The following is an 18,965-nucleotide window of genomic DNA, read 5'->3' as shown; positions in this document are numbered from 1 at the left end:
GGTCTTGCTGGCGAAGCGCAGCTCGTCGCGTCTGACTAGTCCCATGACCCAGACGGCCCCCTCCCCACCCGCAGCGCCAAATTCGCTTCGCCACGAAATTCTTGAGACGCTCCGCGTTGCCGGAGCGGGCCTGGCGATCGCTCTGGCCTTGCGCGTCGTCGTCTTTCAGCCCTTCACCATTCCCTCGTCCTCGATGGAGCCGGGGCTGGTCATCGGCGACTACATCGTGGTGTCGAAGTTCGCCTATGGCTGGAGCCGCGCGTCGGTCCCGTTCGATCCGCCGCTGCCCTCTGGCCGCCTGCTGGGCAGGCAGCCAGAGCGCGGGGACGTCGTGGTGTTCCGCCTGCCTCGCGATCCGAGCCAAACCTGGATCAAGCGGGTGATCGGACTCCCCGGCGACCGCATTCGCGTGCAGGGCGGCCAGGTGTTCGTCAACGATGTCGCGCTGCCTCAGGCTCAGCTTGGCCTGACGCAGGATCACGACGCGCCGGACCGTACTGTCCTGCAAGTGCGCGAGCGGCAGGGCGATGGTCGCGCGTACGTCACCTACGACGGCGGTGCGGGCCAGCCAGGCGACGACACCGAGACCTACGTCGTGCCCGCCGGCCAGTACTTCATGATGGGCGACAACCGCGACAACTCGCTCGACAGCCGGTGGTCAGGCGAAGTCGGCGTTGGCTTCCTGCCGGCTGAGAACATCGTGGGCAAGGCCAGTTTCGTTCTGGCCTCCTGGAAGCCTGGCGCGGCGCTCTACAAGCCCTGGACCTGGCTGAACCTTCAGTGGGATCGGTTCGCGCGGCCGATCCGTTAGCGAGCGCGGAACTCCTCGATGCTCAGGACGCCGTCGTGGTTGACGTCGAGGCGCTCGAAGGCCGCGTCGGACGTCGCCGTGCGCGCCAGCGAGGGTGCGGCGACCGCGCCCACGGCCAGGCCCGCAACTGCGGCGGCGAGCGCGTGCCAAGCCAGACTGCGACGGCGCGGCCCCACCTTCGGAGCGACGAGGTCCTGCTCGATAAACCCGCGAAGCGCCTCGCTGGCCGTACGGCGTGAGGCCTGGCAGCGGGCCATGAAGGCGGCCTTCGTCTCCGGCGGCAGACGGATTTCCAGGGTTTCAGTCTTCTTGGACGGCTTGCCGACGGGCATCACGGATCTCCGAACGTACCGACGAAGTCTAAACCAGCGAGCGCGTTGCGCGCAAAAAGAAAGCCCGGCCATCAAGACCGGGCTTTAAAGTCATAGGGAGGAAACGCCCAGGAAGGGCAGAGGCGCTCGGCGCCTCACAAGGGATTGATAGCGCTAACATGTGTTCAGTTGCAAGCGATTCCTATCAACCGCGACCAGCGGTCGCACGAGATGACGCTGTACCCGCCTCACGGCGGACGCTTTACGCGCCCCACCGGGCGCCCTACGAATGTTACCGCTACCGAACGAAACAGACGACGGGGCGGGAGAAGACGTTCATGAATATGTGCAAGCGGTCAGCCCTTGTCGCCGCAGGTCTGGCCTTCGCCCTGGCCCTCCCCCTATCCGTCAAGGCCGAGACCCAGCGCTGGGTCGGGGCCTGGTCCAGCGCGCAACTGGCGCCCGACGCCAAGAACAGCCTGGGGCCGGAGGATTACCCCAACGCCACGCTGCGGCAGATCGTGCGCGTGTCCATCGGAGGCGACACCCTGCGGGTCAAGCTATCAAACCTCTTCGGGACCCAGCCGCTGACCATCGACGCAGCGCGCATAGCGGTCTCGGCGGAACCGTCGACACCTCGCATCGACCCCGCGACGGACCGCCCGCTCACCTTCTCCGCGAGCGCCCGGGTGACGATCCCCGCCGGCGGCGAAACCTGGTCGGATCCGGTTGCGCTGAAGGTGGAGCCCCTCGCGCACCTCGTCGTCAGTCTCCACTACCCCGCCGCCCCCAGCGTCCAGACCGGGCATCCGGGCTCGCGGGCGACGTCCTATGTCCTCACCGGCGATCACACTGCAGCGACTGACCTCCCCGGCGCCAAGACCGCTGACCGCTGGTTCCAGATCGCCGGCATCGATATCGCGTCCCGGAAAGCCTCGGCCATCGTCGCGTTCGGCGACAGCATCACCGATGGCTACGGCGTCCAGCCGAACACCAATCTGCGCTGGACCGACGGGCTGATCGAGCGGCTCAAGGGCAAGAACATCGCCGTCCTGAATCTCGGAATCGGCGGCAACCGCGTGCTGGCCGACGGGCTGGGGCCGAGCGGCGTTTCGCGCTTCGACCGTGACGTCCTCTCGCAGTCGGGCGTCACCCACTTCATCATCCTGGAAGGCGTCAACGATCTGGGCGTGCTGAACCGCGACAAAAGCCAGGACGCGCCGACCAACGCGCGTATGGCTCAGGACCTGATCCGCGCCTATGCCAGCATGGTCGCCAAGGCTCGCGCCAAGGGCATCAAGGCCATCGGCGCGACGATCCTCCCCTACTCAGGATCGGCCTACTATCACCCGCCGGCAGAGGCGGAAGCGGCGCGTCAGACGATCAACGCCTGGATCCGCGCGCCCGGCAATTTCGACGCGGTGATCGACTGGGACGCCGTGCTCCGCGACCCTGCGCGTCCGACCCACCTTTTGCCAGCCTACGACAATGACGGCCTGCATCCCAATATGGCGGGCTACAAAGCGATGGCCGACGCCATTCCGCTGAGCCTGTTTGAGAACCACTAACCGATGCGCGTCCTGCTTTCCGCCGTCCTGGCCCTGACGCTGGCGGGCGCGGCCCAAGCGGCGGACAAGCCGGTCATCGCCGTCACCTGGGACGACCTGCCCGCCCACAGCGCCCTGCCCCCCGGCGTCACCCGCGTGCAAGTCGCCGCCGATCTTCTGAAGGCCTCGGCGGAAGCCAAGGCGCCTGCCTTCGGCTTCATCAACGCGGTGCAGAACGAACGGGAACCCGGCGCGGCGCCGGTGCTCCAAATGTGGCGCGACGCGGGTCAGCCGCTGGGCAACCACACTTGGTCTCATCAGAACCTCACCAGCCTGACGGCTGATCAGTTCATCGCCGAGATCGAGCGTAACGAGCCTGTATTGCAGGCTCTGATGGGCCCGGAGGACTGGCGCTGGTTGCGCTATCCGTTCCTGTCCGAGGGCGACACACCGGAGAAGCGCCTGGCGGTGCGGGCCTGGCTCGCCGCCAACCACTACAAGATCGCCAGCGTCACGATGAGCTTTGGCGACTACGCCTATAACGAGCCCTACGCCCGCTGCATGGCCAAGGGCGACCAAGCCGCCATCGCCGAACTGGAACAACGCTTCCTGGCGGGCGCGGCCGCCGACGCCGACCGAGCGAGGGCGATGAGCCACGCGCTGTTTGGCAAGGACATCCCCTATGTGCTGCTGATGCACGGCGGAGCCTTCGACGCCCGCATGGCGCCGCGCCTTTTCAAGCTCTACCAGGACAAGGGCTTTGGCTTCACGACCCTCGCGCAGGCCCAGAAGCACCCCTTCTACAAGACAGACACCGACCCGGGGTTGCCGCCGGGCCCCACCACGCTGGACGCCGCGCTGCGCGCTAAGGGCCTGCCCGTTCCGCCTAATCCCATCGATCTCGCGCCGCTTGACGCGATGTGCCGCTGAGCACCTTCGCATTTCAACCACGACACAACTTCACTGCTGACAAGCGCGGCGCGCCCGCATAGCGTCCCGCGCCATGAAAAAGCCCTCGCTCACGGCGCTCGCGGCCGTTCTCGCCCTGTCCTCGCCCGCTCTGGCGCAGAAACTCACCCCGGAACGCGTCTTCGCCGATCCCAGCCTCAGCGGGCCGACGGCCAGGGGCGTGGCGTTGTCGCCTGACGGCAAGCGCGTCACCTATCTGAAGAGCAAGCCCGAGGCGGCGAACATCCAGGATCTGTGGGCGGCGGATGTGAAGGGCGGCGAGCCCTATCGTCTGATCGACAGCGCCGCGTTGTCGTCGGGCGACAAGGAGCTCTCTGAAGCCGAGAAGGCGCGTCGTGAGCGCGCCCGCGTCTCGGCGCGCGGCATTGTCGAATACAGCTGGGACCGCCAAGGCCGCTTCATCCTGGTCCCGCTGGACGGCGACCTCTATCTGGACGCCGTCGCAGACGGGAAGATCACGCGTCTGACGCAGACCCCCGGCGACGAGGTCGACGCCAAGGTCTCGCCCAAGGGCGGCTATGTGTCCTACGTCCGCGACCAGAACCTCTACATCAAGCCGGTGGCCGGCGGCGCCGAGGTCGCCCTGACCACCGACGGTAAGGACGCGCTGTCGTTCGGCGTGGCCGAGTTCATCGTCCAGGAGGAGCTCGACCGTTTCACCGGCTATTGGTGGAGCCCTGACGAGTCCCGCATCGTCTACACCCGCGTGGATGAGAGCGGCGTCGACATCGTGCCGCGCGCCGACATCGGTCCCGGCGGCGCCACGGTGGTCAACCAGCGCTACCCGCGCGCCGGCCGCCCCAACGCCGTGGTGGACCTGTTCGTCCGCGATCTGGCGTCGGGCAAGGTCACGGCTCTCGATCTGGGCCCCAACAAGGACATCTATGTCGCGCGGGTGACCTGGTCGGCCGACGGCAAGACGGTTTATGTCCAACGGCTGTCGCGCGATCAGAAGACGCTCGACCTGCTGGCCTTCGACGCCGCCACGGGCGCGGGCAAGACGATCCTGACCGACACCGATCCTCACTTCATCGAGGTCAGCAACGACTTCCGCCCCCTGAAGGACGGCACCTTCCTGTGGGGCTCGGAAAAGGACGGCAATCAGCACCTCTATCGCTACGCTGCGGACGGCAAGCTGATCGCTCAGGTCACCAAGGGCGATTGGCCGGTCATCGGCCTGGAGGGCGTGGACGAGGCGCGCAAGGTCGCGATCTTCTCGGCCTCGATCGATACGCCGATTGAGCGCCGCCTCTATGAGGTGAGCTACGCCAAGCCGGGCAAGCCAAAAGCCCTGACATCCGCCGGCGGTTGGTGGGGCGCGAAAGTGGCCGACAACGGCGGCGCGTTCGCGGGCACCTACAGCGATCCGAAGACCCCGCCCCAAACCGCCCTCTATTCGGCCGACGGCAAGCGCGTGCGCTGGATCGAGGAGAACAAGCTGGCCGAGAGTCACCCCTACTGGCCCTACGCCGCCAACCTGCCCCAGCCGGAGTTCGGCTCGCTGAAGGCCGCGGACGGCGAGACGCTCCACTACGAGATCCTCAAGCCAGTCGGCTTCGACCCGGCCAAGAAGTACCCGGCCATCGTCTCGGTCTATGGCGGCCCGCACGCCCAACGCGTGATGAAGAGCTGGCATAGCCCGTCGGAGCGCACCTATCTCGAAGCCGGCTACGTGATCTTCAAGCTGGACAACCGCGGCAGCGGCAACCGCTCGGCCAAGTTCATGCGAGCCCTTGACCGCAAGCTCGGCACCGTCGAGGTCGAGGACCAACTGCTGGGCGCCAAGTTCCTGGCCAGCCAGCCCTATGTCGACGCCGAGAAGCTGGGCGTGATGGGTTGGTCCTACGGTGGCTTCATGACGCTGATGCTGCTGACCGCCGAGAACACCCCGTTCAAGGCCGGCGCCGCCGGGGCACCGCCGACCGAGTGGAGCCTGTACGACACGGCCTATACCGAGCGCTACATGGGCAAGCCGGACGAAAACAAGGCCGGCTACGCCTATTCGGACATCAATAACCGCATCGACAAGCTGCCCCCCGGCAGCCTGCTGCTGCTGCACGGCATGGCCGACGACAACGTGATCTTCGAAAACAGCACTCGCCTGATGGCGGCGCTGCAACGCAAGGCGATCCCCTTCGAGATGGCTCTTTATCCGGGTGAACGCCATAGCGCGCCGGGCAGCAAGACCAAGGGACTCAGCGTGCTCAAGACTCACCTGGAGTTCTTCGACCGCAAGCTGAAAAGCCGATAGGGCCGAGTGCGGCCCGCGTCCTCTCGGCGCGGGCCTGTCGGCTCGGTGCGACATCGCGCCGCCGCAGCTCGACCTTATGTCGCAGGGTCGCAGGAGCGAGCGGGGCGTAAGGTTAATGACGCTGGTTCAGGAAACATGCGTCATGACCAAAACCCCCGATGTGGCCGTCGAATGGCTGCTCGACACCGTCAAGGAAGCAATCGAAGACGGCCGCGCGACAGTTGAGGATCTCGAAGAATGGCTGCTGGCGGCCATCCTTCTGGAGGAGATGAGCCTCGACGACGAGCAAGACCGTGTCGAAGCGCGCGCCTTCGAGAGCTGGCTCAGCGCTCCCCCCACAATCCACTAAGGCCGCCTTCGTCGAGGGTGGAGCCTCGGCGCTACCGCTCCTCGCGGAAAGGCGAATATTCCTCGGTGAGCATTTCCATATCGCTTTCCACGGCCGCCCGCTCGCGCTCCAGATAGCGCGCAACCGGCTCGCGTAGCATCGGGTCGGCGATCCAGTGCGCCGAATAGACGGGGCTCGGCAGATAACCTCGCGCGATCTTGTGCTGACCCTGGGCGCCCGCTTCTACGCGCGCCAGGCCGAGGCGGATCGCGTGTTCGATGGCCTGGTAGTAGCAAAGCTCGAAATGCAGGAACGGCACGTCCTCGACACAGCCCCAATGTCGGCCGTAGAGGCAGTCGCGGCCGATCAGGTTCAGGGCGCCAGCGATCCAAGGGCCGCCCGGCCGCCGGGCCATGATCAGCAACACCTCGTCGGCCATCCGCTGGCCCAGCAACGAGAAGAACGGCCTGTTGAGATAGGGCCGGCCCCACTTACGGCCGCCAGTGTCCATGTAGAACGCGAAGAAGGCGTCCCAGTGGTCTTCCGTGAGCTCCGCGCCGGTCAAGGCGACGATCTCGAGCCCTTCCTGGGCGTCCCGGCGCTCCCGGCGAATCGTCTTGCGCCGATTGGCCGATAGCGCGCCCAGAAACGCGTCGAAGGTGGCGTAGTCGCGGTTCTCCCAGTGGTACTGCTGATCCTGGCGCAGCAGCATCCCGCGCTCGCCCATCCAGCGCCACTGATCCTCGACCGGGAACGTCACGTGCAAAGACGAAGCGCTCATGCGCTCGCACAGGGTCAGGGCGCCGCCCAGCAGCGCCGAGCGTCCGTCGTCGAGGTCGATATCGGGACGGACGATCAGACGGGAGCCGGTCACCGGAGAAAACGGCGACGAGCACTGGAGCTTGGGATAATAGCGCCCCCCTGCCCGCTCATAGGCGTCGGCCCAGGAGTGATCAAAGACGTACTCCCCTTGGCTGTGGGACTTGAGGTACAGCGGCATGACGCCGGCGACTCGATCGGCCTCATCGAGCACCGACAGATGCTGCGGAGCCCAGCCGGTTCGGGCGGCGACGCAGCCGCTCTCCTCCAAGATCGCCAGGAAATCGTAGGAGACGAACGGATCACCGGTCGGTGCGGCGCAGGCGTCCCAGGCCTCCCGACCGATCTCGCTGATCGCGCGATGGACGCGAACCGACGACTGCACCCCCACGGGACGGGATGTCACGCGTGGAAACCCTCGAAGATCAGGTTGTCGCAGTGGTCCTTCACCGCGTCCCACTGTTCGGGCTTTCTCACTGTCCAGGCGATCACCGGCATGCCCTTGGCGCGGAGCACGTCGGCCTTGGGACTCGGCAACATGTCGAGGCCCAAGGCCAGAAAGTCGGGTCGGGCGATTTCCACATGTTCAAGCCCCGCCATCGCCTTGCGGATCTCTGGCGCGACATGGCGCGCGCCTTCGTCGTTCCAACCGTAGCTGTCCAGGCCGCGCAGGATCTGGGGGTGGTGATCAGCAAACCAGGCGTGGGAATAGGGATTGAAGCCGATAATCGCGGTCGGACCGTTATGGTCGAGCAGAATCTCGGACACCCGCTTCTCCAGCGGCCCGACCTCGCCAAAGGGCGTCTTCAGCTCGATGTGGACCATGGCGCGGTGACCGACCACCGTAAGCGCTTCGGCGAGAGTAGGAATGGTCTCGTCGGCGCCCTTCAGAGCCAAGGCGCGCAACTCGGTCACGGTATGATCGCGCACGCGCCCTTCGACGCCGGTCATCCGCTCCAGACGCTCGTCATGGAACACCACCGCGTCGCCGTCGGCGGTCAGTTGAACATCCAGCTCGATGCCGTAGTTGTGAGCGCAGGCGGCCTGGAAGGCGCCGAGCGAGTTCTCCGGCGCGCCGTCGCGGGCCCAAAGCCCGCGGTGGGCGATCGGTCGATCAAAGAGCGCGTCCCACGCCGCTCCGAAGGTTTCGACCGGAGGGCGTTCGCGCCGGGGCATCAGGCGATCTCCACAACCGCATCCACCTCGACCGCGAAGCCGAGGGGCAGCTTGTAGACCCCTACCGCCGAACGGGCGTGCCGCCCCTTATCGCCCAGGGCCTCGACCATCAGGTCTGAACAGCCGTTGATGACCTTGGGAATGTCGATGAAGTCGGGACCGGCCTGAACGAAGCCGCCGAGCTTCACGACCCGGACCACACGCTCCAGGTCGCCTTCGCAGACGGCTTTCATCTGGGCCAGCAGGTTGATTCCGCAGAGGCGCGCCGCCTTCTGGGCAGTCTCCAGATCGACATCGACCCCGACCGTGCCCTTGATGCCGCCATCGGCGGCGATCGAGATCTGGCCCGAGATATGCACCAGGCTTCCAGAGCGCACGAAGGGCACGTAGTTGGCCACCGGCGCCACCGGTTGCGGCAGCTCCACGCCCATGGCCTTCAGGCGGTCCTCGACGGTCGACATGCGTGCGCTCCACTCAGATTTCAGGCGGCATGCTTACCGCGCCGCACCGCCCTGCAAAAGGTCTAAGCCGCACGGCCCTGACAGGGCGGGCCGACCCAAACAAAAAGGCCCGGACCTTGCGATCCGGGCCTTCGAGCTCTGGGTGTCTCGAACGCGCCAGCGGGCGCGCTCGAAGTCAGGCCTTAGCGGGCGGCCTGGAACTTTTCGACGGCAGCGCTGACGCGTTCGTTCAGCGGCTTCACCGAGTCCTTGATCGAGGCCGAGACGATCTCCGAGGCCTTGCTGACCTGAGCGATGTAGGCTTCGAGGGCCGACTTGGCCCAAGCGGTCTGCAGTTCGACGGCTTCCTGAACGCTCTTGGCGGCGGCCAGCGACTTGGCGGCGGCGACCTGGTCTTCGGCGGCCTTCTTCGAGTAGGCGAAGGTCTGAGCGCCCAGGGCTTCAGCGCCCTTGGTGGCGGCGGTCACCGAGGCGACGACGGCTTCCAGGTTCTTCTTCGAGTGGGTGTTGGCTTCGGCCAGCGCGGCCAGCGACTTCTCGACGCCGTCCTTGAACGCTTGGTTCGAGGCGGTGGTGAATTGCTCGACGGTGGTCTTCATGGTTTCGGCGGCGGCCATGGGGAGTCTCCTGGGGAGGAAAGGAGGCGGGGCGGAAGGTCGAGCTGCAACTCGCCCCTCTGCGCTTGGAACAACGCCGTTTTGTCATGTTGCAGTGCAGCAGTCAAGAAATTTGTGCAGCGCACCATAACCTAGGGTCAAGCTGCAGCATGGGAAACACGCGCCTCGTTTTTCGGCGTCTGCGGCATGATCGCTCACCAGTTGTTTACTTTAGCGAAACACCGCATCCATCATGGTAGGCTCTACGCGTGTGGCGGTGCGGAACCGCTTCCAGTTCAAATGACGGACGTCGCTTCATGTTCGCCAGGCTTACCTCCGCCCGCTTCCTGCTCGCCGCCGCCGGCATGGCCCTGACGTGTCTGAGCGGCGCGCTCGCGCCTTCGACCGTCTCGGCGGCCGTCCCCTATCTCCAGCTGAACGCCTCAGAGCCCAAGTACGCGGCGATCGTGATCGACGCCAATTCGGGCGAGGTTCTCTATGACAAGCGCGGGGACAGCCCCCGCTATCCCGCCTCGGTCACCAAGGTGATGACGCTTTACTTGACCTTTGAGGCGCTGAGCGAGGGTCGGCTGAAACTGACCGACCGCATCACCATGTCGCCTCGCGCCGCGGCTCAGGCTCCGACCAAGATCGGACTGCGCCCCGGCGAGAGCATGACCGTCGACGAGGCGATCAAGGCCATGACCGTCAAGTCGGCCAACGATGTCGCGACCGCCATGGCCGAGCGGCTGGCCGGCAGCGAGTCACGCTTCGCCGCCCTGATGACCCTGCGCGGCCAGGAACTGGGCATGCGCAACACGCGCTTCGTCAACGCTTCGGGCCTGCCCGACAGTCGGCAGATTTCGACCGCTCGCGATCTGGCCATCCTGTCGCGCGCCACGATGCGCGACTTCCCGCAGTACTACAGCTACTTCTCGGTCAAGGGCTTCTATTTCCGGGGCAACTACATCAAGGGCCATAACCGCCTGCTGGACAGCATGGAGGGGTTTGACGGCCTGAAGACGGGCTACACTAACGCTTCTGGCTTCAACTTGGCCGGCTCCGCCGTGCGCGACGGCCGCCGCCTGATCGCGGTGGTGCTGGGCGGCCCCTCGACCGCCTGGCGCGACAACAACATGGAAGACCTGTTGCTGACCGGCTTTGACGTGATCAAGCGCCGCGCGCGGGGGGAGCGCACCACGATCGCCGCGAACATCTACGAAGACGAGCCGTCGGGCCCGGTCGAGCGCCCCTCGGTCGAGCAAGGCGACGGTGACCAAGCCGGCCTTCGGATTGTCCTGACCGACACACCACGCGCGGCGCCGGTGAAGGTCTCCCCCACCCTGCGGGGGGCCCAGGCCGCAACCCCGGCCAAGGCCGTCAAGAAGCCAAAGGGCGAATGGGCCGTCCAGGTCGGCGCATTCCGCTCAAAGTCTCTGGCCAACGACCAGCTGAAACTGGTGCGCGGCCGCTTCTCGAAGCTTGTGCACGACGCCGAGGCCGCCGTCGAAGGCGCCGGCGGCACCTTCCGGGCGCAGTTCCAGGGCATGACCAACGACGCCGCCCGCGAGGCTTGCTCAGCCCTGAAAGCCAAGCGCGTGCCCTGCATGGTGCTGAAGCCGTAGACGATCTCTGATCAGGCCTTCTGTAACAAAGAAAGGCGCTGAGCGATCAAGCTCAGCGCCTTTTTCAGGCCCCTTCCGCGAGGCTTAATCGCCGCCGATCACCTTGGTGATCAGGCGCGCAAGCCGCTGCACGCCCTCCTCGATCTGCGCGTCTGTCGGCAGCGAGTAGCTAAGGCGGATGGCGTTGGGGGTCTGCTTCTCCGCGAAGAAGGGCGCTCCCGGGACAAAGGCCACTCGCTCCTCCTCGATGGCCCGCGCAAGCAACGCCGCCCCGTCGACGCCTTCGGGCAGATCGATCCAGACGAACATGCCGCCTTCCGGATGCGACCAGGTCACGCCCTTGGGCATGGTCCGCTCCAGCGCCGCCAGCATCACCCGGGCCTTGGCGCCATAGGCTCCGCGCAGGCGATGCAGATGCTGGTCATAACCTTCGCTCACCGCGCGATGAGCGACCATCTGGTTGATCGTCGAGACATGCAGGTCCGCCCCCTGCTTCAGGAGCACCAGTTTCTCGATCACCGGCTTGGGACCGCAGACCCAGCCGATCCGAAGGGCCGGAGATAGGGTTTTGGACAGCGTGCCCAAGAACAGCGTCCGGGCGTTGTCGATCCCGCCGGCGCGGGCGATGTCGAGGCCCAAGACTGTCGGCGTCGGCTCCCCCACGAACCGCAGTTCGCGATAGGCGGCATCCTCGACCAGGGTCATGTCGAGGCGATCGGCCATGGCCAGCAGCGCCTCGCGCTCGGCCAGGGTCAGGCTGACACCGGTGGGGTTGGCGAAGTCAGGCACGAAATAGCCCAGCGGACGCGGCGCGCGCCCCGCCATCAGGGCCGCCTCGTCGACGCCTTGGCTCAGCGCCGTCTCGGGCAGATCCAGGTAGGCCGGCTCATAGCCATTGAAGGCCTGCAGCGCGCCCAGATAGGTCGGCCGCGCGACCATCACCGTGTCGCCTTTGGTCAGGAACAGCTTGCCGATCAGGTCCAGCGCCTGCTGCGAGCCGGCTGTCAGCATGATGTTGTCCGGATCGCACGGCATGCCATCGCGGGTCATCCGCTCGGCGATCCACTGGCGCAGCGGCAGGTAGCCCTCGCTGACCGAGTACTGCAGCGCCTGCCGCGACAGGACAGGATCGGCGAGAATAGCGTCGTAACCCTTCTGGATCTCCTCTGCCGGGAACAGGCCAGGGTCGGGAATGCCGCCGGCGAAGGAGAGAATGTCGGGCTGGTCGAGCAACTTGAGGAGTTCGCGGATTTCACTGGCGCGGACGCGGCTCATACGTTCGCTGAAGCGGCCAGCCCAATCCTGGGCGCGCTCTTGGGTCTGGGTCGTCATGGGAGTGATCAAAGTCCGAACTGAAGATGACATCGGGAGCCACAGGTCGCGGCCCGTCCTGAACCGGGTTCAGAGCGTCATACCGAGCAGGTTTGGCCTGACGAGCGGCGGCGCCAGAAGCGTTCGCGATTGATCATGCTGAAACCCTAGCTTAGCCGCGCGGCTTGATCAAACGATCCCGCGCCGCGTTCAGTTGGGCGGCGAGCCCCTCGGTGCCGCCCTTGTCGGGATGCGCCATCTGGATCAGGCGGGTGTAGGCGGCCTTGACCTCGGCCAGGCTCGCCTCCGGCCCGACCCCCAGGATCGCGCGGGCCTCAGCAAGGCTGAGTTCTGGCTTGGGCGGGTGGACCACTTCGCGGCGTACGATCGGCCGCCGCCGCGCCTCGGTGGCGCTCCATAGACCGACAATCCCCAGCACGATGCCCGTGCCCCACGCGCCTCGGATCGTCGCATAGGCCGCCACCGCGAAGGCGACCATCGCCGCAGCCCCTGCCCCCACGCGCCAGCCGTCGCCCTTCAACAGCGTCCGGCCACGCGGCCAGAGCAGGAAGGTGATAATCACCGCGCCCAGCAGCAGATAGATCATCGACGCTCCAAGAACGAAAACGGGCGGCGAGGTCACCCTGGCCGCCCGCTCGCTTCAATGTGTAGCCGCGCGCCTACTGCGCCGCCAGCATGGTTTCGCCGGAATAGGCTGAGAGACCCAGGCTGTGCATCAGGGCCCGCAGCTCCTGGCGCGCCGCCAGGTGTTGCAGCGACACCGGCACCGGACGCACCTGCGGCGACAGGTCGGCGATGGTCAGGCCGAACGGGAACAATTCGCGATAGATCACGCGGTCGCGCAGGCCGGGTCCGATCCGGAAGCCAACGCGCTTGGCCAGCGCATTGAGGCGGTCCTCAAGACGCTTGCGGTTACGGGCTTCAGTGGTGGCCAGACGGTTGCGCAGCACCACCCAGTCCATCGCCTGACGCTGGCCCGACAGAGCGCGCTGCTTGCGGCCCTCCCAAACGGTCAGCGAATAGAGGCTGGGTTTTGTCAGCTCCAGGCTCACCGGATCCACCGTGCCCAGCATGTCAAAGTCGACGAAGCTATCGTTCATCGGCGTGACCACCAGGTCCGCGCGCCCGTGCGCCATGCGGGTGATGGCGCTGTCGCCGCCGGGGGTGTCGATCAGCACGAAGTCGCATTCGGCCAAGGCCTTGGCGAAGGCGGCCTCGAATCCGACCACCTGCTCCTCTTCCGACCGTTCGGCCAGCGCGACGTCGTTGTCGCTGAGATTCAGGGCGAGCGGCTCGGGCAGCTCGATCTTCTTGTTCTCAAGCCACGCACGACGGTTCTCGAAGAACCGCGCAGACGTGCGCTGGCGCAGGTCCAGGTCGATCACGGCGACCTTGGCGCCGCCGTACAACAACGCGGTGACGAGGTGCACGGCGATGGTCGACTTGCCAGCGCCGCCCTTCTCGTTGCCGACGACGATAACGCGCGTTTCGGCCATGGCTTGGGTCCCTCTGCGTCGCGACTCAGCGACTCTTAATTGAACGTTAACACGATGTCTTCAGCCGCTAGAGAGGCCTAAAGGTCTCAATCCACAGACCTTATTGTCGCAGCCTGGATAAGCCTTCTCCTCGGGGGATGGTGGACCTTCGCCATCTGGAAGGCCATAAGCGCTCGCCAGTTCGCGTGGAGGCCCGCATGACCAGCCCGATCATTGTCCGTACCGTCGCCGAGATGCGCGAGCACGTGCGCGCCTGGAAGGCCGCCGGACAACGTGTGGCGGTCGTTCCGACCATGGGCGCCCTGCATGACGGCCACCTGTCGCTGGTGCGCCTTGCCCAGCAGCACGCCCAGCGCGTAATCGCCACAGTGTTCGTCAATCCCAAACAGTTCGCCCCTCACGAGGACTTCGACGCCTATCCGCGCGGCGAAACCGTCGACGCCGAGAAGCTCGCCTCTGTGGACTGCGATCTGATGTTCGCCCCAAACGCCGCAGAGATGTACGCACCTGGCTTCTCAACCCTGGTGAGCGTGTCGGGCGTGTCCGAGCCGCTGGAGGGCGCCGCCCGGCCTCAGTTCTTTGGCGGGGTGGCGACGGTGGTCGCCAAGCTGTTCATCCAGTCGCAGGCCGACGTCGCGGTGTTTGGCGAGAAGGACTATCAGCAGCTTCAAGTCGTTCGCCGCATGGCTCGCGATCTGGACATCCCGGTGGAGATCATCGGCGCGCCCACCGCCCGCGCGGAGGACGGCCTCGCCCTCTCCTCACGCAACGCCTATCTTTCTGGGGAAGAGCGCGCGGCCGCCGTGGCCCTGCCGACAGCGATGAAGGCCGCGGCCGCCGCAGTCGCCGCTGGCGCTCGCATCGAAGATGCTGAGCAGGCGGCGGTGACCGCCTTGAAGGCGGCCGGCTTTGGTCAGGTCGACTATGTCGAGGTGCGAGAAGCCAGCGACCTCTCCCGGCTGGGTCCCGGCCCGATCGCCGGAGCGGCCGGGCGCATCCTTGTCGCCGCCTGGCTGGGCAAAACCCGCCTGATCGACAACATGGCGGTCAATTGACTTATCCGATGGGGCGCAGCGCGATCAGCAGCCCACCAATCAGTCCCACGAACAACATTCCCACGCCCAAGGCGGCATAACCGGCTTTCATGACGGCCCTCCTGTTCCCTCGTAGAACAGAAAACACCCGCACTGGTTGCCACAAAGCTAATGCGCCCGCCAAAGTTACCAGGCGCCGAGCTCGCGCAACTGACGCGCCAGATCAGCGGGCAGGTCAGCGGCCTCGGTCTCGCTAAGATCTGGCGGCGCATCCTCGGGCTTCAGATAACGCCAGCCCTGAAATGCGCGTCGCGGCTGCGGGGCCACCCGGATAATGGTCGGATCCACCGTCACCTCGCAGCGCGAGGCGGCGCCGGAACCGACTGTGTCGATGGCCAGGATCTTCTGGCGGCAAAGCACCTGTCCCTTGAACACCCGGTACAGCGAACCGCCATCCAATACTTCGGGGATACGCTTGGGCGTCATGCGGGTATGCATCACCCACGGCTCGCCCGTCCTGTGCCAGGCCACGAGGTCGTCGATCGTGTCGCAGCCGACGACCAGCTTGATGATGTGCAGCGCCATGGCGCGTAGATAGCGCGCCGCCGGGGCAAGGCAATATGAAGGTTCGCCCAAGGGGAGAAACTGGTCGACGCCCGCATGACACCGTTATCCCTTAGCGCCAATCGCGTTCGATGTGGGGGCGCGAGCGGGTCCAGGAGACCCCTGCCGCCGTTACGGACGTCTTGTGGGAGGCGTCCGCAGCGGCGGTCTCGTTTATGGCGCTGCGTCAGCGACTCCAGGCCCTCAGGAGCCTAGTCTAACCCCGCCCGTTGTGGGCCGGAACGGCCCTATCGCTCCAAGGCGCCCTTACCCGCGATGATCTTGTCGCGAAATTTTTCGATCCGCGCGATCCGGGTCGCTGACTGCTTGGCCTGGTTCAAAGCGAGAAGATAGCTCCGTTGCCGCCCGGGCGTCAGCGCGTGGAAGGCCTCGGCCAGCACAGGGTCCGCGTCGAGCGCCTCGGTCAGTTCATCGGGCATGTCGATCTCGCGGGCCGTCTTGGGCGGCTTGGTTCCCGCCTCGGCGTGATCCATCAGCTGGCGCAAATAGGCGCGGATCGTGGGAGCGAGCGCCTCAACTGCGGTGACCGTGGTGAAGCGAATAACGCTCGGGGTTTGGCTATTGGGACCCGGCGCCTTCAGCACACCCGCGTCATCGATGAGCAGACCCGCGTTCAGGAAACTGATCAGGAAGTCGCCCCTGAACGCGCCCAGAAGCGCGATGTTTCGCCCGGCGTGCATGTAGCAGGGGTGGGCCCACTTGGCGGTCTCCTCCAGGCCCATCTCCAGACAGAGGCGGCGCAGGGCGTTCAGGCCATCGATCCACGGGCGGGTCGAGCAGTCGGGCGTGGCGAACCGTGAGCATCGCCCGCAGCCTTTGGTGAAGAAGTCGTCGGGATCGGTGATCATCGCCATGACCCGACTTTCGACTTTTCAGCGGAAAAGCAAAAGGCCCCGGAGAATGCTCTCCGGGGCCTTCGCTTAGATCAGTTCAGCGTGCGCTGAAGATCGTTGGATTATTCAACGATCTTGGCCCGCCAGAAGCGCGAGGCGCTTCTGGTGAACTCAAGCACGGTCGCGATGATCGTTATTCAACGATCTTGGCGACGACGCCGGCGCCGACGGTGCGGCCGCCTTCACGGATGGCGAAGCGCAGCTTCTCTTCCATGGCGATCGGGGTGATCAGCTCGACGTCCAGCTCGGCGTTGTCGCCCGGCATGATCATTTCCACGCCTTCGCGCAGCTTGATGATGCCCGTCACGTCCGTCGTGCGGAAGTAGAACTGCGGACGGTAGTTGGTGAAGAACGGAGTGTGACGGCCGCCTTCTTCCTTGGTCAGGATGTAGGCTTCGGCCACGAACTTGGTGTGCGGCGTGATCGAACCCGGCTTGCACAGCACTTGGCCGCGCTCGACGTCTTCACGCTTGGTGCCGCGCAGCAGCACGCCCACGTTGTCGCCGGCTTGACCTTGGTCCAGCAGCTTGCGGAACATTTCGACGCCCGTGCAGGTCGTCTTCTGGACCGGACGGATGCCGACGATTTCGACTTCTTCACCGACCTTCACGATGCCGCGCTCGACGCGACCGGTCACCACGGTGCCGCGGCCCGAGATCGAGAACACGTCTTCGACCGGCATCAGGAACGGCATGTCGACGGGGCGTTCCGGCTGCGGGATGTAGGCGTCGACCGAAGCCATCAGCTCCAGGATCTTCTCTTCGCCGATTTGCGGATCACGACCTTCAACGGCGGCCAGAGCCGAACCCTTGGTGATCGGGATGTCGTCGCCCGGGAACTGGTAGCTGCTCAGCAGCTCGCGCACTTCCATTTCGACGAGCTCCAGCAGCTCTTCGTCGTCGACCATGTCGACCTTGTTCATGAACACGACCAGAGCCGGCACGCCGACCTGACGGGCCAGCAGGATGTGCTCGCGGGTCTGCGGCATCGGGCCGTCAGCGGCCGAAACCACCAGGATCGCGCCGTCCATCTGCGCCGCGCCCGTGATCATGTTCTTCACGTAGTCGGCGTGGCCGGGGCAGTCGACGTGGGCGTAGTGACGGTTGGCCGTCTCATATTCCACGTGCGCGGTGTTGATCGTGATGCCGCGGGCCTTTTCTTCCGGCGCCGCGTCGATTTCGTCGTACTTCTTCGCCGTCGCACCGCCCGACTTCGCCAGCGTCATCGTGATCGCGGCGGTCAGCGTCGTCTTGCCATGGTCAACGTGACCAATGGTGCCGATGTTGCAGTGCGGCTTAGTGCGTTCGAACTTTTCCTTGGCCATCGTCTCTACCTTCGCGCCGGCGGCTGGGTTGTTGGGAATAACTCTCGGGGAGCTGGAGCGGGTAGCGGGAATCGAACCCGCATCCTCAGCTTGGAAGGCTGCTGCACTACCATTGTGCTATACCCGCCCAATCACCCTTCGGGGCTAGCGGGGTCGCGATCGGCTCCCGGTCTTTCGGCTCTGGGACACCCATGCTGCCTTCCGAAACTCACCGCGCGCCTGGTGGGGGAAGTAGGACTCGAACCTACGAAGGCTTACGCCAGGGGATTTACAGTCCCCCCCTTTGCCACTCGGGACATTCCCCCAAGCACGCGATGGAGTTCCGAAGCCGGCGGCCTTTATCCGGTTCGATGACCAACGGCAAGCGCTGAACTTCGAACTGGAACAAAAGCTTCTTGGACCAGTGACGGACGATGCTAAGAGCAGCGCCGGCCGGCCGAGAAACCCTTGGGGCCCCAAATCGGAGCGCGTCTTATAGTGTCCTCTCATTCCGAACGCAACGACCGGAAGCGACCTTCTGCACAAGGACGCGATTTTCGTTCCAAGCCTCGGAAACAGAACGATTTTTCCAGAGGCCAAGGCGACGCCAAGGACTGGATCTGGGGGACTCACGCCGTCGAAGCCGCCCTTTCCAATCCCCGCCGACCTGCGCCGAAGCGCCTCCTGGCCACGCCCGACCGCGCCAAACGACTCGCCCCGCATCTACAGAAACTGAGCTGCCTGCAGGTGATGGAAGGTCAGGAGATCGCCAAGCAGCTTCCGCCGGGTGCGGTGCACCAGGGCCTGGCCTTGAAGATTGACGAGCCGGAGCCGTTGACGATCGCCGAACTGGGAACGCCGGCGAAGGGCTTTCTGGTCATGCTGGACCAGATCACCGACCCGCAAAATATCGGCGCGATCTTCCGATCGGCAGCGGCGTTCGGGGCCAAAGGCGTGATCCTGCAGGATCGCCACGCCCCCGCCCTGAGCGGCGTTCTGGCCAAGACCGCCGTCGGCGCGGTCGACAAGGCGCCCTACGCGCGCGTGGTCAACTTGTCGCGCGCTCTAGAGGAGCTCGCCGACCTGGGATGGCGAGCGGTGGCCCTGGCCGGCGAAGCCGAAGAGAGCCTGGCGTCAGTGCTCGACACGCAACCGACCGTCCTCGTTTTGGGGTCTGAAGGCGAAGGCGTGCGTCGCCTCGTCGCCGAGCACTGCGACGCCTTGGGTAAAATCCCCATGCCGGGCGGATTTGAGAGCCTGAATGTATCGGCAGCAGCGGCGATCGCTCTGTATGAAGCTTCGAAAGTTCGCGCAGCGGACGAAATCGTTTCGTGAATCTCCCTTAACCGTTTTGATTTCGTCGCAAGCTCGTGCTCTTCTCGCGAACAG

The 18,965-nt window shown here is 65.5% G+C and carries 20 protein-coding genes, 2 tRNA genes and 1 pseudogene; 8 read left to right on the top strand and 15 right to left on the bottom strand.

What is annotated here, in order from left to right:
* Positions 1–43: 43 nt before the first annotated feature.
* Positions 44–811 carry a signal peptidase I gene (lepB, locus tag CSW63_RS09590; RefSeq protein WP_062095188.1) on the top strand — a complete coding sequence of 256 codons (768 nt, stop codon included), beginning with the start codon at positions 44–46 and terminating at the stop codon, positions 809–811.
* Here lepB and CSW63_RS09585 read toward each other — a convergent pair.
* Entirely contained in the window at positions 808–1,143 is a 336-nt protein-coding gene (locus tag CSW63_RS09585; protein WP_062095186.1) for an EF-hand domain-containing protein, read from the bottom strand. The two genes, lepB and CSW63_RS09585, sit on opposite strands and share 4 nt — an antisense overlap.
* A gap of 210 nt (positions 1,144–1,353) precedes the next feature.
* Between CSW63_RS09585 and CSW63_RS09580 the strand changes: the two are divergent.
* The 4 genes and pseudogenes from CSW63_RS09580 to CSW63_RS09565 all read left to right on the top strand — a co-directional run bounded on the left by CSW63_RS09580 (position 1,354) and on the right by CSW63_RS09565 (position 6,238).
* A pseudogene (locus CSW63_RS09580) lies at positions 1,354–2,690 on the top strand (SGNH/GDSL hydrolase family protein).
* 3 nt (positions 2,691–2,693) lie between these two features.
* Positions 2,694–3,599, top strand: coding sequence for a polysaccharide deacetylase family protein (locus tag CSW63_RS09575; RefSeq protein ID WP_062095182.1), 906 nt, complete (start codon positions 2,694–2,696; stop codon positions 3,597–3,599).
* A 73-nt stretch (positions 3,600–3,672) separates the two neighbouring features.
* Positions 3,673–5,889 carry a S9 family peptidase gene (locus tag CSW63_RS09570; protein WP_062095180.1) on the top strand — a complete coding sequence of 739 codons (2,217 nt, stop codon included), beginning with the start codon at positions 3,673–3,675 and terminating at the stop codon, positions 5,887–5,889.
* Positions 5,890–6,031: 142 nt separating this feature from the next.
* Entirely contained in the window at positions 6,032–6,238 is a 207-nt protein-coding gene (locus tag CSW63_RS09565; RefSeq protein ID WP_062095277.1) for a hypothetical protein, read from the top strand.
* Positions 6,239–6,269: 31 nt separating this feature from the next.
* Here the strand turns inward: CSW63_RS09565 and CSW63_RS09560 are convergent, their stop codons facing one another.
* From CSW63_RS09560 to CSW63_RS09545, 4 genes are all read right to left on the bottom strand, one after another.
* Entirely contained in the window at positions 6,270–7,442 is a 1,173-nt protein-coding gene (locus tag CSW63_RS09560) for a GNAT family N-acetyltransferase (RefSeq protein ID WP_062095178.1), read from the bottom strand.
* Positions 7,439–8,212 (bottom strand): glycerophosphodiester phosphodiesterase, encoded by a 774-nt coding sequence (locus CSW63_RS09555; RefSeq protein ID WP_062095176.1) that lies wholly within the window; start codon positions 8,210–8,212, stop codon positions 7,439–7,441. The genes CSW63_RS09560 and CSW63_RS09555 overlap by 4 nt, the downstream gene beginning before the upstream one ends.
* Complete coding sequence (locus CSW63_RS09550) at positions 8,212–8,673, bottom strand: RidA family protein (protein WP_099503762.1); 462 nt, start codon at positions 8,671–8,673, stop codon at positions 8,212–8,214. The genes CSW63_RS09555 and CSW63_RS09550 overlap by 1 nt, the downstream gene beginning before the upstream one ends.
* Positions 8,674–8,855: 182 nt before the next feature.
* Positions 8,856–9,290 carry a phasin family protein gene (locus CSW63_RS09545; RefSeq protein ID WP_062095172.1) on the bottom strand — a complete coding sequence of 145 codons (435 nt, stop codon included), beginning with the start codon at positions 9,288–9,290 and terminating at the stop codon, positions 8,856–8,858.
* Between the two features lie 296 nt (positions 9,291–9,586).
* Between CSW63_RS09545 and CSW63_RS09540 the strand changes: the two genes are divergently transcribed.
* Complete coding sequence (locus tag CSW63_RS09540; protein ID WP_062095170.1) at positions 9,587–10,894, top strand: D-alanyl-D-alanine carboxypeptidase; 1,308 nt, start codon at positions 9,587–9,589, stop codon at positions 10,892–10,894.
* 84 nt (positions 10,895–10,978) lie between these two features.
* Here the strand turns inward: CSW63_RS09540 and CSW63_RS09535 are convergent, their stop codons facing one another.
* The 4 genes from CSW63_RS09535 to mipZ form a co-directional block, all read right to left on the bottom strand.
* A complete protein-coding gene (locus CSW63_RS09535) occupies positions 10,979–12,259 on the bottom strand; it encodes a PLP-dependent aminotransferase family protein (protein WP_062095168.1) in 1,281 nt (426 codons plus the stop codon).
* A gap of 44 nt (positions 12,260–12,303) precedes the next feature.
* Positions 12,304–12,363, bottom strand: coding sequence for a hypothetical protein (locus tag CSW63_RS09530; protein WP_024265769.1), 60 nt, complete (start codon positions 12,361–12,363; stop codon positions 12,304–12,306).
* Positions 12,364–12,377: 14 nt separating this feature from the next.
* Positions 12,378–12,812 carry a DnaJ domain-containing protein gene (locus CSW63_RS09525; protein ID WP_062095165.1) on the bottom strand — a complete coding sequence of 145 codons (435 nt, stop codon included), beginning with the start codon at positions 12,810–12,812 and terminating at the stop codon, positions 12,378–12,380.
* A 73-nt stretch (positions 12,813–12,885) separates the two neighbouring features.
* The gene (mipZ, locus tag CSW63_RS09520) at positions 12,886–13,722 is read right to left on the bottom strand and encodes a division plane-positioning ATPase MipZ (protein WP_062095163.1); all 837 of its coding nucleotides are present in this window, start codon (positions 13,720–13,722) and stop codon (positions 12,886–12,888) included.
* A gap of 197 nt (positions 13,723–13,919) precedes the next feature.
* On the opposite strand from mipZ, the gene panC reads away from it, so the two are divergent.
* The gene (gene panC, locus CSW63_RS09515; protein ID WP_062095274.1) at positions 13,920–14,777 is read left to right on the top strand and encodes a pantoate--beta-alanine ligase; all 858 of its coding nucleotides are present in this window, start codon (positions 13,920–13,922) and stop codon (positions 14,775–14,777) included.
* A gap of 1 nt (position 14,778) precedes the next feature.
* Here the strand turns inward: panC and CSW63_RS09510 are convergent, their stop codons facing one another.
* From CSW63_RS09510 to CSW63_RS09485, 6 genes are all read right to left on the bottom strand, one after another.
* A complete protein-coding gene (locus tag CSW63_RS09510; RefSeq protein ID WP_127846959.1) occupies positions 14,779–14,868 on the bottom strand; it encodes a hypothetical protein in 90 nt (29 codons plus the stop codon).
* A gap of 74 nt (positions 14,869–14,942) precedes the next feature.
* Entirely contained in the window at positions 14,943–15,341 is a 399-nt protein-coding gene (locus tag CSW63_RS09505; protein WP_062095161.1) for a DUF1489 family protein, read from the bottom strand.
* A gap of 266 nt (positions 15,342–15,607) precedes the next feature.
* Positions 15,608–16,234 carry a YdeI family protein gene (locus CSW63_RS09500; RefSeq protein ID WP_082749417.1) on the bottom strand — a complete coding sequence of 209 codons (627 nt, stop codon included), beginning with the start codon at positions 16,232–16,234 and terminating at the stop codon, positions 15,608–15,610.
* Between the two features lie 172 nt (positions 16,235–16,406).
* On the bottom strand, positions 16,407–17,597 hold the full coding sequence (gene tuf, locus CSW63_RS09495) for an elongation factor Tu (protein WP_010919120.1): 1,191 nt from the start codon (positions 17,595–17,597) through the stop codon (positions 16,407–16,409).
* Between the two features lie 53 nt (positions 17,598–17,650).
* Positions 17,651–17,724, bottom strand: a tRNA-Gly gene (locus CSW63_RS09490).
* 93 nt (positions 17,725–17,817) lie between these two features.
* Positions 17,818–17,902, bottom strand: a tRNA-Tyr gene (locus tag CSW63_RS09485).
* A gap of 172 nt (positions 17,903–18,074) precedes the next feature.
* On the opposite strand from CSW63_RS09485, the gene rlmB reads away from it, so the two are divergent.
* A complete protein-coding gene (gene rlmB, locus CSW63_RS09480) occupies positions 18,075–18,911 on the top strand; it encodes a 23S rRNA (guanosine(2251)-2'-O)-methyltransferase RlmB (RefSeq protein WP_062095013.1) in 837 nt (278 codons plus the stop codon).
* The last annotated feature ends 54 nt before the right edge of the window (positions 18,912–18,965 follow it).

The organism is Caulobacter sp. FWC26 (assembly GCF_002742645.2).
In the GTDB taxonomy this organism is placed as follows: domain Bacteria; phylum Pseudomonadota; class Alphaproteobacteria; order Caulobacterales; family Caulobacteraceae; genus Caulobacter.
This window is presented reverse-complemented; position numbering and strand designations above follow the sequence as displayed.